This window comes from Acidithiobacillus sulfurivorans (genome assembly GCF_018853815.1).
Classification (GTDB): domain Bacteria; phylum Pseudomonadota; class Gammaproteobacteria; order Acidithiobacillales; family Acidithiobacillaceae; genus Acidithiobacillus; species Acidithiobacillus sulfurivorans.
In genome coordinates this window covers 48,600-62,967 of record NZ_JAAOMP010000164.1, presented here as the reverse complement: position 1 = coordinate 62,967, position 14,368 = coordinate 48,600, and the positions used below count along the sequence as shown (strand labels likewise).

Below are 14,368 nucleotides of genomic sequence, written 5' to 3'. Positions count from 1 at the left end.
TAAGGAGTAACAATGTTTGCCACTTTCGGCTTCATCGCCGTATTTGCCGTTTTGGGTGCCTGGGCACGATATGGACAGAGTTTGCTGGTACAAACGGTATTTGGGCGGGGTTTTCCCTGGGCAACCCTGAGTATTAACGTCATGGGCTGCTTCATCATGGGTTTCCTTTTTTTTGAAACCCTCGAACGCATTTCTCTCAGTCCGGAATTGCGTACAGGTATGCTTACCGGGGGCCTTGGCGCTTACACCACCTTCTCAACCTTCTCCCTGGAGACTCTGGTTCTCTTTGAAAACGGCGAAGCACTGAAAGGTTTGCTGTATATGTTTTCTTCACTATTCCTGTGTGTGGCAGCGGCATTTGCCGGTGCCTGGGTATCCCGCAGTATTTAAGAGAGGTGAAAATCATGACCAGCGTTTCCGTAGTCCGCCTTTACATCAAAGAAGGTGATAAACACGATGGCCACAATTTGATGGAGGAGATATTTCGCATGCTCCACGATCAGTACAAAGTGCATGGGGTCACCGCATTCCGGGGTATTGCCGGCTTTGGCAGCAAGGGCGTCGTTCATGCCGATGATGTATTGCGTCTGAACGTGCATCTACCCTTGGTACTGGAGTTTTTCGACGAACCGGAGACCGTGGATGCGGTCATGCCCCACCTGCTCGAACTGGTACCCGGCAATCATATTCTGCGCTGGGAAGCTGACTGCGGCTGCGTATGAATCATCATTACTGCCCGCTCTGCTTTGCTGAAATTCCGATCGGCGTAGAGAATTGTCCGGCTTGTGGTCGTAACATTGAGGCCTGGGAACGACAAACGCCTTATTATGGTCGCCTGATCTGGGCACTCAAAAACCCTCATTCGGAAGTACGGATGGGGGCCATTCTCAGTCTCGCCAATCAAAATCATGCAGAAGCAGCAGGGCCACTGGCTGAATGTGCCTTGGATTATCCTGTTGATGTAGTCCAGGGCATGGCCATTCTCAATGCCATTGATCACTTGCCTGCAGGCACTGAAAAACGGCAGGCACTCGAAAAACTCATCCAACATCCGGCCCATGCAGTACGCGTTTCGGCACAAGAAAAACTTGACCATATACTTTAGAAAATATATCAAAAACAGAAAATAAAACAGGGATAAAACTTGACGGGTTAACTGCATACTTATAAAATAAGTGATATGGTGATGAAGTCCACCAAATAACCGCCGCTGTGGCTGATGACTTCTACATGAACCCAAATTTTATTTGGCATGTGGGAGGCGTTTTGATTATTTATAAATTAACCGAATTTCCTCTCCTAATAATTAAAATATCATACAGTGTTGCAGGGATCGGGCTATGAGTCAAATCATTGCGCTCAAACAATCCATCGAAAGTCTGACCGACAGGGTATTAAGAAAGGCCGAAGAATATCCTAAAGTCGGGGTAGATCTATGGATTTGCAACAATGGTACCGCCCATGTTATCCCGGCAATTTCCCAGCCCAGGTATCACAAAAAAACGCCGACAACTGGCTGTGAATTTATTGGGCACTATCAGCATCCCTGCTTATGGCACAATATAATCGACGATATTGAATGGGTTCTTCATGGCTAGTGTCGCCACAGCGAGCAGTTTTGTAGGCGCTGCCAATATGACCCTGATGGGCGTTGGCCTCACTCTGGGTCTATGGGTGCAGGGATCGCGCTGGAAATGGGCGCTGGGGCTCATGGGAATTGGAGATGTTCTGGCTTTGTTGGGCTACAAAGTAGGCCTGTCATGACCCCCATCTGGACACACCTCGTCCTGAATCTCGGGCAAGTCGCTTTTATTCTGGTATTTTCTCCTCTGGTGGAAGGCGTACTGCACCGTATCGAAGAAAATATTCAGGGTAAAAGTGGGGTCAGCATCTGGCAAACTTATCGCGACATCTGGAAACTGTTTGGCAAGGATGAAGTGATTTCAGAACAATCCACCTGGGTATTTCGCTTCGCCCCAATTGTCGCTTTTGTGATGCCCATTTTTGTGGTTCTGCTGATTCCTGCTTTCACGGCTTACCCTCTGTTTTTTGCCTTCATGGGTGATATGGTGGCCGTAGGCTTCCTGATGGCTGTTTCCGGTTTTTTCGTAGCCCTTGCGGGCATGGATACGGGCAATATATATGCTGCTGTAGGGGCCAGCCGAACGCATATGGTGGGTTTCCTGGCGGAACCGGTTTTTATCATGGTGTTTTTTAGTGTGTCCTATGTGGCCAACAGCACCATTCCTTACTTTGTGACTGCCACCTGGGGCGCTTCCTGGAGCAGCATGCTGCAACCCACACACCTCATGGTCATTCTCGCTTTTTTTCTGTTAATTCTGGCTGATGAAGGACGTATTCCGGTAGATAGTCCAGCAGGAAAAGTGGAAATTGCCATGATTGGTCATTCCAAGGGACTCGAATATTCGGGAAGCAGCGCGGCCCTCATGAAATGGGGGGGTGCCAGCAAACTCATGGTATTGGCTCTGATTTTTGTGAATGTCCTCGTCACGCCCTGGGGTCTGGCCCCCACGACCCAGTGGACCGCCGTTCTTTCTGCTATGGGTCTGGTGCTCCTGAAATTGCTGGCTTTTGTGGTTATTCTGGCGCTGGTTGAAACCACCCTCGCCAAGTTGCGGCTATTCCGTATTTCTGAATTCCTGGCCGTAGCCTTTGTCATATGTCTTTTTGCGGTCAGCATCCGCCTGGTAGGCATCGCATGATGGCTCCGGTCAGCTCTATCATGCTGAGCATTGACGGCTCGATAGCGGCTCTTTTTGTGGTATTCGGACTGGGGGTCATGGTGTCCCGGCAGATGCTGGCCTCCCTGCGCTTTTTCATGTGGCAAGCCAGCGCTCTGACGGCATCTGCTCTGGCACTGGCTTACGCCCTGCAAGCGGTCAACCTGCTCTGGGTGGCGCTGATCACCTTCACCACCAAAGTCATTGCCGTCCCATTGGTACTGCGCTGGGCAGCTGGCGAAGAGGTATATGGTCGGCGCGAAGTAGATCAGGCCATGGGAATACCTGCCTCGGTCCTCGTTGCCGCCATGCTCGCTCTGGTTGGCTGGTTTGCGGTGGCGCCAGTGTTGCCGACCCTGCATGGTGTGCCCTTTGCGGCCATCAATCTGCCGACCGGATTGATCATGGTGCTTTGGGGGGCGTTTACGGTCGCCGTGCGCCGGGAAAGCGTTGCGCAATTGATGGGTTTACTCATCATGGAAAACGGGGCCTTTTTTGGATCCATAGCCATTGTGCACAACCTGACGGTTATTGCCGAAATTGCAGCGGCCGTCGACGTACCTATTGTCGCCCTGGTCATCGGTTTACTCATTCGCAGTATTCGCCGGATCACAGGTTCTACCCGGGTGGGTACACTGGATAAACTCCATGAACGTTGAATGGTTACCCGCCCTTATTTTATTGGTGCCGCTGTCCGGCGCCCTGCTCGCGCTGCTCAATCGGCGTGCAGCACCTTACTTCAGTGTATTTGCGGCTTTCATCACCCTGATTTTAGGAATCAGCGCGGCGTGGCATGTCGAAGCCCATGGTCCCATCCATGCCAGCGATGGCCTGTTTGCCCTGGACGCGTTGGGTGCCCTGTATTTACTGCCGGTCTGTTTTGTTTATTTCACGTCGTCCCTCTATGCCATAGGGTATTTATGGGCCAGACAGCAAGAACAAGCCAAGGACGAAGCCGAACCGCGCTATCGTCAATATTTTCCGTTGATGAATGTGTTCGCCTTGGTGATTCTGGCCGTTCCACTGGTTGCCAACCTCGCGTTAATGTGGATTGCCATTGAATTAACCACGGTATTTTCTGCCTTTCTGGTGGCTTATGAAGATCGTGCGGAAGCGCTGGAAGCGGCCTGGAAATATGTCGCGTTGACCAGCATGGGTGCCATGATTGCTTTGCTCGGCGTCCTGATGCTGTACTACGGAACGCATGCAGCCGGGCAAGCGCCCACCTGGGATGGCTTGCTGTGCGCCGCACCGCATATGTCTGCTCCCCTGCTGCTCCTGGCTTTTGTGCTATGGCTGATTGGTTTTGGTGCCAAAACGGGTCTGGTGCCCATGCACACCTGGCTCCCGGATGCGCACAGCCAGGCTCCCGCTTCTGTCTGTGCGGTTCTATCCGGAGTGGAAACCAGTGCTGCCCTGTATATGCTGCTACGCATCTATCCAGCGCTGGCAGCAAATCCGGGTATTCATGACCCGGCCGCCTGGTATATGACCGCCGGTCTCATTACGGTGGGTAGCGCTGCATTCATGTTACTGCAGGTTCATGACTTCAAGAGAATGTTTGCCTATTCCACCATCGAACACATGGGCATCATCCTCACCGCCTGCGGGATTGGTGCCGCTGTTCACGAACAGGGAACGGTCTATCAGCTCTTTGCCCATGGTTTTACCAAGTCCTTCTGCTTTTTTGCAGCGGGTTTGGCGGGGATTATTTTTGGAACCCAGGAAATTGCCAAAGTAAGAGGCTTGATCAGTCGTTCTCCCGCTGCAGGCTGGGCCTTGGTGCTCGGCACTCTGGCCATTGCCGGCGCTCCGCCCTTTGCGCTCTTTTTGTCGGAATTTGAAATTCTCTATACGGGTTACAGCAGTGGTCAGTATCTGCCTACCGGCCTGTTAACAGCATTTATTGTCATTGCATTTATTGCCCTCGCCTATCAGGCCACACGGATTGCTTTTGGCGCCCCGGACAACATCCCGGAACAGCACACAGCGCCGACCATCAAGATTCCGCGCAGCAGTCTGGCGGCCATGGCCATAGCCTTCATCCCGATGTTTGTTTTTGGCTTTTATCTCCCGGCACCCTTGCTCCATTTGGTGCATGAAGCGGCTCTCATGCTGGAGGTACCCGCATGAGCATTGCAAAGGCATTGCAGGAATGGCTGCAGAGTATTCCCAAACTGCAGATGCAGAAGCGTTCCGAGCAATGGCTGCAGCTGCTCTGTCCTGCCGAACAGCTACCCGAACTGACCCGCCACCTGGTGGAAGACGAAGAGGCCGAATTTGCCACCCTTCTGGTTGAAGAAAGCGCAAAAGAAGATGCACTGAGCGTGCATTATCTTTTTTATCTGCCCTCCACCGGCAATCTGATTGAGCTCAAAGTAGAGGCTCCGGCGGGCACAGAATTACCGGCTATCAGTGATACGGTGCATGCCGCTGACTGGCATGAACGGGAGGCCTGGGATTTATATGGCCTGCGTTTCAGCGGGCATCCCTTTCTGGGCGATTTTGTCTTGCATGATGATGACTGGCCGGAAGGCCTCGATCCCATGCGCCGAAGTTTTGACGGGAAACATCGTCCTGATCTGCATGGCTCTGGAGTGGACTGGGCACCCCCCCGTCTTTTGCAGGAAGAAGGGGCCATGGTCTTTCCCGTCGGTCCCGTCTGGGGAGATTTCAATGAATCCGGCCTTTGGCTACTGGAAACCCCCGGCGAACAGATTCGCTACTTACATACCCGCCTGTTTTACAAATATCGCGGCGTCGAAAAAATCGCCGAAGGTCGCACGGTGGATCAGGGCTTGCTCCTGGCGGAACGCTTTGCTGGCGCTTCCGCCTTCGCGCATGCTTGGGCTTACTGTCAGGCGCTGGAGCAGATCGCTGCCTGCCAGGTACCTACCCGCGCCCAACAATTGAGAATCGTGTTTGCAGAACTGGAACGTATCCGCCACCACGCTGCGAATATTGCGGAAATTGCCGGGTCCACGGCCCTGTCTGTAGCCAAGGCACTGGCCCAGGGCATTGTCGAAGACTTGCTGCGCCTCAGTGCCCAACTCTGCGGACATCGCTATTTTTTTGGGGTATTGACGCCCGGCGGTCTTCGGGAAGACCTGGATGAAAGCAAGCTCAAACTAATCAAACAAACGCTGCCAGAACTGGACCAACGCATGCAGCTGCTGGAAAAACAGCTGGAAAGCAGTTCCAGCTTTCTCGACCGCATTGAGGAAATGGGTACTCTGGATAATGAATTGGCGCGTATATATGGCGTAGTTGGCCCCATTGCCCGGGCTTCCGGTAGAAGCATTGATTTGCGTCGCAACTTGCCTTACGGCCAATACGTATTCCTGTCACCGGATATTCCTGTAGAACAGGAAGGAGATGGTTACGCGAGGCTGCGTATATTTTTTGCCGAAAGCCGGATCAGCGTAAAAATCATTCTGGAGTTGCTGCCTTTTATGGCAGAAGGGCCAGTACAAAGCCCTTGCCCGATTCAGGAAGGCCATGCCCTATCCTGGGTGGAAGCGCCTTCTGGTGCCACCTTTCACTGGCTGCGCTGCACCGGGGACGGCACTATCACCCGCCTGCGCCTTGGCACTCCGGGTTTTCGCAACTGGCATGCTTTTGAAAGAGCCATTGAAGGGGCGGCATTTCAGGATTTTCCCATCATTCTGGCCACCTGGGGCCTGTCCATAGCGGAGAACGATCGCTGATGAGCTTTTGGCCATATTATGGATTGCAACGGGGCATCACCACGACCTCCTGGCCGGATGGTGCAGAAGACAGCGCCGGCATTACTCCGGGGCGTCCCCGCGCCCGACCGACTGAGCGCGCTGAGGAAATTGCTGCAGTTTGCCCCACCCAGGCACTGAAAGTCGTGCGCCAGGATGGGACTGATGGCGTCGCCGTCGATTTTTCCCGCTGTATTCATTGCCAACGCTGCCGCCAGGGCGAAAATGCTCTGCCGTGGACCACAGATTTCAGTTGGGGAGCCCCCAGCACTTCTGCCCAGTCTACTCTGGGATCACGTTTCACGCGCTCTCTCCAGGTGCTGTACGTAGATGCCGGGGCCTGCGGAGCCTGCGTCAATGAAGTCCGCCTGATTGATGCGCCTCCCTACAACCTCCATCGCCTCGGTATTTTCGTGACAGCGACACCCCGCGATGCCGATGTCCTGCTGGTTGCCGGTCCGATTACCGATGCCATGCGCACGGCCATCAGCAAAGCTTACGCGGCCATGCCTGAACCCAAACGGGTTATGGGCATGGGGACCTGCGCCATCAATGGCGGGGTATTTGGTGAAAGCTTTGCCTGTGCAGGCGGGCTGGAAAAAATTGTCCCGGTTGATTTGTGGTTACCTGGCTGCCCACCACCGCCCCTCGCCATTATTCATGGGTTACTCAGCCTGGTCGGGCGAGTAGCACCTGCCGCTCTGGAGGAACAGCCCTGATGCTTTACATCATTGCTTACCTGCTTTTTGCCGCTGGTCCATTACTGGCGCTGATTCCTGGCCGCCGGATTCCCGCACTGCTCGCCTGGTTGCTGATGAGCAGCGCCTGTGTGCTGGCTGGGATCCAGGGCATTATAGCCATTGCCGCAGGACAGAGCCTGCCACTGATTACCCTCAGCCTGCCCATCATTGGCCCATTTGATTTTGTTCAAACCCCACTGGGTGGCCTGCTCATACTCATCACCTCCAGTGTTTTTGCCGTTGCCATTCCCTTTGTGACGCACGATGCCAACCTTTATGCATCGGGACGACGTGGCCTTTTTCTGGCCATTACCATGCTGACTTTAGCCAGCATGATCGGCTTTTTCCTGGCTGGCAGTATTGTTGCTTTCATTTTTTGCTGGGAACTGGCCGCACTGGCTATTTGGGGTCTCATCACCTTTGAAACCCGGCAAAGCAAACCTGTTGCCGCAGGACTGCTCACCCTCGCGCTTTCTGAATTAGGCAGTCTGGCCGGCCTGGTAAGTCTGCTGCTGCTCGCCTCTGCCGCAGGCACTCCACAACTGACCGGAATTGCCCATGCGGTTCCGGAAATGTCTCCCACCTTATTGATGGTCGCGGGATTATTGGCCTTTTTCGGATTCGGCATGAAAGCCGGCATCATTCCCCTCAATGTCTGGTTACCTGCGGCTCATGGCACCGCACCACGCTCCACCTCACCCATACTCTCCGGTGCCACGCTCAATCTGGGACTGTATGCTTTTTTGCGCATTGACGCCCCCATTGCTCTGCATCAACCGCATCTCGGCCTGATTATTCTCAGCAGCGGCGCGCTCACCGCACTCATCGGCATTATCTATGCGCTCGTTGAAAAAGACATGAAACGTCTGCTGGCGCAGAGTTCGGTGGAAAACATGGGAATCGCTACCGCTGGTATTGGCGCCGGCCTGACCTTCGCCGCCTATGGTCATCCTCTTCTGGGCGGTGCCAGCATGGTGGCAGGCCTCTATCACATGATTAATCATTCTACCTTCAAGACCTTGCTGTTTCTGGGCGCGGGTGGCATTGACGCCAGCACCGGCACGCATAACCTGGATGAACTGGGTGGACTGATGAAACGCCTCCCGGCTCTGGGCAGCTTTTTCCTTGTCGGTGCTTTTGCCATTGCCGCACTCCCGCCTTTTAACGGTTTTGTCAGCGAATGGTTATTGCTGGAATCCTTGCTACGCGTCGTCGAAATACCGGATATACCCGTGCGCATCACTTTTGCGCTCTCCGGAGCCCTGCTGGCACTGACCTCCGGGCTCGCCCTGACCTGCTTTATCATGCTCCCCGGTAGCGCCTTGATGGGACTGCCGCGCTCCACACAGGCTGCCAGTGCCAAAAAAGCCCCTCTAACGGTCGTGCTGCCCATGGGATTGTTAGCATTGCTGGCTTTGCTACTGGGCCTCGCAGCCACCCTCGTCATCCCGGTCTTGTCCAGGTTGGCGGCTACCCTGCTGGGGACGAATCCCACGGTTTCTCTGGTCCCTGATTTCTTCCATATTCCCAGTCAGGTTCCCATGGCTATCCGCCATGCCCTGGACCCTATTGGGGCCAGCCTGGGCGCAGCATTTCTGCCCCTGCGCAGCCTGGTCGTGATGCATCTTGATCAAACTCCTGCCCCTGTGGTCTACGCCATGTCCACCTTGCTCACCTTTGTGGTACTGGTATTGATGCTTGGCAGCGTTTGGATTCTGGTACGCGTAATACACCGGCGCCGGGTCACCCGTAACACTTTGTGGGATGCCGGACTTACCCAGCTGCGTCCGGAAATGACCTACACAGCCACGACCTTTGCTGCGCCGGTACGCGTGGTATTTCAGGGATTTTTTCACCCCTTGATCGAAGAAAACGAAGAACGCCACGGCGCCTTTGTGCTGACCCGCAGTTATCATCAGGTCATCACCAACATCTCCGAACGCCTGGTTATCCAGCCCAGCATTCGCGTGGCCCTGTACATCGCGAGCCGCCTCGCCAAAATGCATAAAGGACATGTAAATACTTATGCCAGCTACATCCTCATCGCCATGGTTGTGGTGCTGGTTATTGTTGCCGGTGCGGGCAGCCGTTAAATGGGGTGCATTCCGTCACCCAAATTCGCACCGTGTGCAAAATGGACGGAAATTGATTGTTCTATAATCAAGTCAAGGGGCTTCGGCCTCGGTAGAGGACTTGTGACTGTTTCACTTGCTAATTAAAGGAGTTGTTACGTGAAAGACTTGCGAACCACCTTTCTGGATCATGTCAAAAAAGGCCTCAATGGCAAGACGCTGCCCTTACGGGTCATTTTTTGGGATGGTCACGAATATGCTTTCGATGAACCCACACTGGTCACCATGCAGCTCAAATCTGCAAAGGTCATTACCCAGCTCCTCACCGGCAGCGCTCTCGACGTACTGGGCGAAGGCTATGTGGAAGGCACTATTGGCATTGAAGGACGCTACCAGGATATTCTTGCTGTTGCCGAAGGCCTCAGCGACGCATTTCCGGCCAAAAAGCCCAAAACCGGCATTCTCCACAAAGCCTTACACAGCAAAGCCAAGGACAAGGAAGCCATTCACTATCATTACGATGTTTCCAACGACTTCTACAAGCTTTGGCTGGATCGCAACATGGTGTACTCCTGTGGCTATTTCAAAACCGGCAAAGAAGATATTGATGTTGCCCAGGAGCAGAAACTGGATCACATCTGCCGCAAACTGCATCTGCAGTCTGGTGAAAAACTCCTGGATATTGGCTGTGGCTGGGGCGGCCTGCTGACCTGGGCGGCTAAACACTATGACATACAGGGAGTGGGCGTCACCCTCAGTGAAGAGCAGTTTGCCTTTGCCAAAGAGCGCATTGAAAAGGAAGGCCTCGCCGATCGGGTGGAAATTCGCCTGCAGGACTACCGCGATATTCCCGAACGCGATTATTTTGACAAGGTGTCATCCGTCGGCATGTTCGAGCACGTGGGTCGAGCCAAGTTACCCGAGTATTTTGAGGTCATCAACCGGGTACTCAAGGAAGGCGGTTGGGTCATGAATCATGGCATTACCGCCAGCCAGCAGGACGATGAGGCGGGACATCATTCCGGTAGTGATTTCATGGATAAGTACGTGTTTCCCGATGGTGAAATTCCTCACCTCTGGCGCCTCGTCAGGGATATGGCCGGACAGAATCTTGAGGTGATTGATGTCGAAAATCTGCGTCCACACTATGCCCAGACCTTGATTCATTGGGTAGACCGTCTGGAAGCCCATAAGGACGAAGCTACGGCCATGGTCGGAGATAAACGCTATCGGATCTGGGCCATTTATATGGCAGGTTGCGCGTATGCCTTCTGGCGCAACTGGTCAGCATTGCATCAGGTACTGGCCATCAAACAGACCGGGGAAGAACTCACTCCGCGCCCCTGGGAACGGCGCTATCAATATGAAAATGATCAATACCGTCTGGCTGAACCGGATTGGGGTGATTTGTAAGCCCGAGATATTCCCTGACGGAATAATCATGCTTAATATGCTCTGAATGATCAAATAACTGCAGGCAGTCAGGGAGAAAGCATGGGCAGAAACCGTTTAGAAGCCTTCAGTGATGGTGTCATTGCCATCATCATCACCATCATGGTCATCGAAATGAAGGTCCCTCACGGGGAAAATATGGCAGCACTGTTACCCGTGCTGCCCGTATTTCTCAGCTACATAATGAGCTTTATTTACGTCGGTATTTACTGGAACAACCATCACAACATGCTGCAAGCCAGTGGGAAAATCACCGGCAGTATTCTCTGGGCCAATTTGCATCTGCTGTTCTGGTTATCACTTTTTCCCTTCGTCACCAGTTGGATGGGTGAAAACCATTTCGCCACAGCGCCTACGGAATTATACGGCGTGGTCCTTTTCATGGCTGCCATTGCCTATTTCATCCTTCAGCAACGCATTATCGCAGCCGGAGCACCGACCTTGCGGCGCGCCATTGGTCGGGACTGGAAAGGAAAAGTCTCACCCATCTTCTATTTCATAGGTATCATTTCGGCCCAATGGTCACCCACAGGAGCCAAACTTATTTATCTGGGACTCGCTTTTTTATGGTTGATTCCAGATCGCCGGATCGAAAACCTGCTTATCGATAGCAAAGAATGATCATCATTGTTCCATCTGCCCAAAACGGCCACTTCTGAAATCTGCAATGGCCTGTTGAATTTCCGCTTCCGTATTCATCACAAATGGACCATATCCAACAATAGGCTCATCAAGCGGTTCGCCACTGAGCAGCAAAAGCACCGCATCACTGTGGGCTTCGATGGAAAAATCCTGGGCCGCAGCATCCAGCACCAGCATTTGCGAGGCCCGTAACACATTTTCACTGTTCACCGTCACTTCTCCTTGCAACAGCACCAGCGCCACATTCCATCCTTCAGGCAGCGTCCATTGACTGCGACTCCCCGCCTGCAGGCGAATATCCCAGACCTGTAGCGGCGAAAAAGTATGTGCCGGGCCTTTTTCTCCGGCATATTCACCCGCAATCACGCGTAATAATCCAGCCTGTTCCGGCAAACGCACTTGCGGAATATCTCCATTCACAATGGTCTGATAAGCAGGCGTCGTCATTTTGTTACGCGCCGGAAGATTCACCCAGAGTTGCACCATCTCCAACTCGCCCCCGGCTGCCGTGAATGCTGGCGAATGGAACTCCTCATGCAAAATTCCTGAGCCCGCAGTCATCCATTGCACATCGCCGGGGCCAATTATTCCGCCGCGACCGGTTGAATCTTTGTGCGCGACCTCGCCCTTATAGACAATGGTGACTGTCTCAAAACCCCGATGGGGATGGGTGCCCACGCCACGCGCCTGTTCACTGGGCGTAAAATGCATAGGCCCGGCATGATCCAGCAGCAGAAAAGGGCTCAACATTTTGCCGTGTTGATGATAAGAAAGCATCGAACTGACCGGAAAGCCATCTCCAACCCAATGGGAAGGCGGTGCATCATAAATACCCAATATTTTTTTCATGCTGATCTCCTTGAAAAGCGTCCATACTGGCTACGCTATTCATTATAGATATTGATCCAAAACATGAGTAGTGGGTGTCGCTATCCGGGATAGATTTTCTCGCAGCGCGTTTTGCCGAACTGCAGGAAGACAGCCATCATTTTTAGCCGACGCAATTGGAACCAACTTTTGGTCCGGGACATGGTCAGATAGGGTATACTGTTCAGGAAGAATCCACATGGAGGAGCCGTCATGCCCATGGTCAATATCATGAGTATTATTGGAGTCATCATTGCACTGGGCATCCTTGCCTTTCTGGTCTTGGCACTGGTCTATCTGATTTCGCCACAAAAACTCGACAGTTTCCTGCGCGGGATCGGCGTTCATCGCGGCATTGGCATATTCACCGCAAAAAATGTATTTACGGTACTGTCGCGTCTGGCCGGAGTCATGATTCTCCTCGGCGCGCTGACCATTGCCATGGTTCTGTTTCAGTCCTGGCCCAGAGGATGGCTGATCCCGGCTGCGCAGGAACTGGTCATGGCAATCATTCTGTTTGCTGTCAGCTACTGGGGGAGTCGGAGCAAAACCAACGGCGGTAGACCGGGAACTTCCCGTTAAGCTAAAATTCAAGGACTTGGACTGGCTTTGAACCAATCCAGGATCATGTCGGTCAATATGCGGGTCAGTCTCATTTTTGCGGAGCAAAATCATGACGAAGCAACGCTTGGCTTTCTGGACCACCCTGATCAGTGCGGCCTGCCTTTCCGGTTGCGCAACAGTTACTCCGGTCAGTGGTAGTTTCCCAAACATCACCCCTGTCGCCGCACAAAGCGGCAACTTCAATGGTCATCAGGTTCGCTGGGGTGGCAAAATCATTGAAACCCGACCTGAAACGCAGCAAACCTGCTTCACCGTGCTGGGTGAGCCCCTGCATAATAATGGCAGGCCCCAGTCGGAAGAAGGTGAGGCGCATATTGGTCGCTTCGTGGCCTGTGCACCCGGTTTTTATGATCCCATGCTTTATCGCCCCGACCGTGAGGTCACATTTATCGGAATGATTACCGGCACTGAGCACCATGATGTAGGTCAGTTCAGTTATACCTATCCCAAACTGGCAGCGAATACTGTGTATTTGTGGCCTATAGAACCGCCCCGTGCACAGGTGGAGCAACAGGTTTTTGTCGGAACCGGCTTTGGTTTTTTTCCTGGTTGGTACGGACCCGGTTGGGGATATTGGCCTCGGGGTCGCTGGTAAGCCTCTTCTTGTAGCATAAATGATTTACTGAAATTTCACTCTTTACGATTGAAAAAAGGAAAACAGGATGCTGAAAAGAGCTTTACTGATATTACTGTGCAGCACTTCGCCGTTTATCTTTCAGAATGCATGGGCGGCCAGTTCCGGCGACTGCAGTATTTCGGCGCCTGATCACAGCCAGAAACAATTTGATCGCCTGATGACAGCCCTGGTTCACAAGGATTTCAACCTGTGGACACAAAATGCAGATACCCAGTTCACGACAGCAGCCTCAGCGCAAAGCTTTAAGGAAACGGCTGCCAGGCTTGATGAAAAATTGGGCCTGCAAAAACACTGGACGGCAAATTATGTGACCACTCTGAATGAAGGAAAATACCGGAGCGGAATATGGCGCCTGACCATGGCCAACGGCCATCAGATTCTGATTCAGATTACCTTTATTTACAACAAGGTTGCAGGATTTCATGTGCTGTGAGAGATTGCTCGTAGTCAAGCTGGGGGGTGGGAGCCACCATGGCCCGCCCCCTAAAAACCCACTTTGTTGAGGATTTGTCATGAAAAAAACCTATATTTCTGCTGCACTTGGTTCCGCTTTTGCTTTGTCCATGGCGGCATTACCGGTAACAGCCATTGCTGCCACCACTGGCGCGGCAACCCTGCAGCCAGTAGCCATGATGAGCAGTAGCGCCAAAAATGAAGGTAATTGCTCGCAGATGATGGGCAAGGGTCAACAGGAAGGCAATTGCTCAAAAAACATGAACAAGATGGCCCCTAAAGCTGGAAATAACGCCAAGGCAAAAGAGGCACATTGCGTCAGCAAAGCGGCCATCAAGGCCCATGACGGAAAATGCGGCAAGAAAACCATGGAAAAGATGCACAAGTCGGCCATGGCTTCCTGATTGTACCGCCT

The 14,368-nt window shown here is 53.0% G+C and carries 18 protein-coding genes and 1 riboswitch; of the genes, 17 read left to right on the top strand and 1 reads right to left on the bottom strand.

Going from position 1 to position 14,368, the window contains the following annotated elements:
- Positions 1–12: 12 nt before the first annotated feature.
- From crcB to HAP95_RS15220, 13 genes are all read left to right on the top strand, one after another.
- Positions 13–390, top strand: a complete 378-nt coding sequence (gene crcB / locus HAP95_RS15280) for a fluoride efflux transporter CrcB (protein WP_215884992.1) — start codon at positions 13–15, stop codon at positions 388–390.
- Between the two features lie 14 nt (positions 391–404).
- Positions 405–722 (top strand): DUF190 domain-containing protein, encoded by a 318-nt coding sequence (locus HAP95_RS15275; RefSeq protein ID WP_215884991.1) that lies wholly within the window; start codon positions 405–407, stop codon positions 720–722.
- Complete coding sequence (locus HAP95_RS15270) at positions 719–1,105, top strand: HEAT repeat domain-containing protein (protein ID WP_215884990.1); 387 nt, start codon at positions 719–721, stop codon at positions 1,103–1,105. The genes HAP95_RS15275 and HAP95_RS15270 overlap by 4 nt, the downstream gene beginning before the upstream one ends.
- Before the next feature lie 68 nt (positions 1,106–1,173).
- A riboswitch (Fluoride riboswitch) is annotated at positions 1,174–1,236 on the top strand.
- A 104-nt stretch (positions 1,237–1,340) separates the two neighbouring features.
- Positions 1,341–1,598, top strand: coding sequence for a hypothetical protein (locus HAP95_RS15265; protein ID WP_215884989.1), 258 nt, complete (start codon positions 1,341–1,343; stop codon positions 1,596–1,598).
- A complete protein-coding gene (locus tag HAP95_RS15260; protein ID WP_215884988.1) occupies positions 1,591–1,764 on the top strand; it encodes a hypothetical protein in 174 nt (57 codons plus the stop codon). Before HAP95_RS15265 ends, HAP95_RS15260 begins: the two co-directional genes overlap by 8 nt.
- Entirely contained in the window at positions 1,761–2,723 is a 963-nt protein-coding gene (locus HAP95_RS15255; protein WP_215884987.1) for a respiratory chain complex I subunit 1 family protein, read from the top strand. Before HAP95_RS15260 ends, HAP95_RS15255 begins: the two co-directional genes overlap by 4 nt.
- On the top strand, positions 2,720–3,400 hold the full coding sequence (locus HAP95_RS15250) for a hypothetical protein (RefSeq protein WP_215884986.1): 681 nt from the start codon (positions 2,720–2,722) through the stop codon (positions 3,398–3,400). The genes HAP95_RS15255 and HAP95_RS15250 overlap by 4 nt, the downstream gene beginning before the upstream one ends.
- Complete coding sequence (locus tag HAP95_RS15245; RefSeq protein WP_215884985.1) at positions 3,390–4,874, top strand: proton-conducting transporter transmembrane domain-containing protein; 1,485 nt, start codon at positions 3,390–3,392, stop codon at positions 4,872–4,874. The genes HAP95_RS15250 and HAP95_RS15245 overlap by 11 nt, the downstream gene beginning before the upstream one ends.
- The gene (locus HAP95_RS15240; protein ID WP_215884984.1) at positions 4,871–6,448 is read left to right on the top strand and encodes an NADH-quinone oxidoreductase subunit D-related protein; all 1,578 of its coding nucleotides are present in this window, start codon (positions 4,871–4,873) and stop codon (positions 6,446–6,448) included. The genes HAP95_RS15245 and HAP95_RS15240 overlap by 4 nt, the downstream gene beginning before the upstream one ends.
- Positions 6,448–7,185, top strand: coding sequence for an NADH-quinone oxidoreductase subunit B family protein (locus tag HAP95_RS15235; protein WP_215884983.1), 738 nt, complete (start codon positions 6,448–6,450; stop codon positions 7,183–7,185). Before HAP95_RS15240 ends, HAP95_RS15235 begins: the two co-directional genes overlap by 1 nt.
- Positions 7,185–9,299, top strand: a complete 2,115-nt coding sequence (locus tag HAP95_RS15230; protein ID WP_215884982.1) for a proton-conducting transporter transmembrane domain-containing protein — start codon at positions 7,185–7,187, stop codon at positions 9,297–9,299. The genes HAP95_RS15235 and HAP95_RS15230 overlap by 1 nt, the downstream gene beginning before the upstream one ends.
- 138 nt (positions 9,300–9,437) lie before the next feature.
- Positions 9,438–10,691 (top strand): class I SAM-dependent methyltransferase, encoded by a 1,254-nt coding sequence (locus HAP95_RS15225; RefSeq protein WP_215884981.1) that lies wholly within the window; start codon positions 9,438–9,440, stop codon positions 10,689–10,691.
- An 81-nt stretch (positions 10,692–10,772) separates the two neighbouring features.
- Positions 10,773–11,351 carry a TMEM175 family protein gene (locus tag HAP95_RS15220; protein ID WP_075323390.1) on the top strand — a complete coding sequence of 193 codons (579 nt, stop codon included), beginning with the start codon at positions 10,773–10,775 and terminating at the stop codon, positions 11,349–11,351.
- 3 nt (positions 11,352–11,354) lie between these two features.
- On the opposite strand, the gene HAP95_RS15215 is transcribed toward HAP95_RS15220, so the two are convergent.
- The gene (locus tag HAP95_RS15215) at positions 11,355–12,221 is read right to left on the bottom strand and encodes a pirin family protein (protein ID WP_215884980.1); all 867 of its coding nucleotides are present in this window, start codon (positions 12,219–12,221) and stop codon (positions 11,355–11,357) included.
- A 231-nt stretch (positions 12,222–12,452) separates the two neighbouring features.
- Between HAP95_RS15215 and HAP95_RS15210 the strand changes: the two genes are divergently transcribed.
- From HAP95_RS15210 to HAP95_RS15195, 4 genes are all read left to right on the top strand, one after another.
- Positions 12,453–12,821 (top strand): hypothetical protein, encoded by a 369-nt coding sequence (locus HAP95_RS15210; RefSeq protein ID WP_215884979.1) that lies wholly within the window; start codon positions 12,453–12,455, stop codon positions 12,819–12,821.
- A 91-nt stretch (positions 12,822–12,912) separates the two neighbouring features.
- Positions 12,913–13,458 (top strand): Slp family lipoprotein, encoded by a 546-nt coding sequence (locus HAP95_RS15205; RefSeq protein WP_215884978.1) that lies wholly within the window; start codon positions 12,913–12,915, stop codon positions 13,456–13,458.
- A gap of 67 nt (positions 13,459–13,525) precedes the next feature.
- Positions 13,526–13,933, top strand: a complete 408-nt coding sequence (locus tag HAP95_RS15200; protein ID WP_215884977.1) for a hypothetical protein — start codon at positions 13,526–13,528, stop codon at positions 13,931–13,933.
- Between the two features lie 79 nt (positions 13,934–14,012).
- Positions 14,013–14,357, top strand: coding sequence for a hypothetical protein (locus tag HAP95_RS15195; protein WP_215884976.1), 345 nt, complete (start codon positions 14,013–14,015; stop codon positions 14,355–14,357).
- Positions 14,358–14,368: the final 11 nt, after the last annotated feature.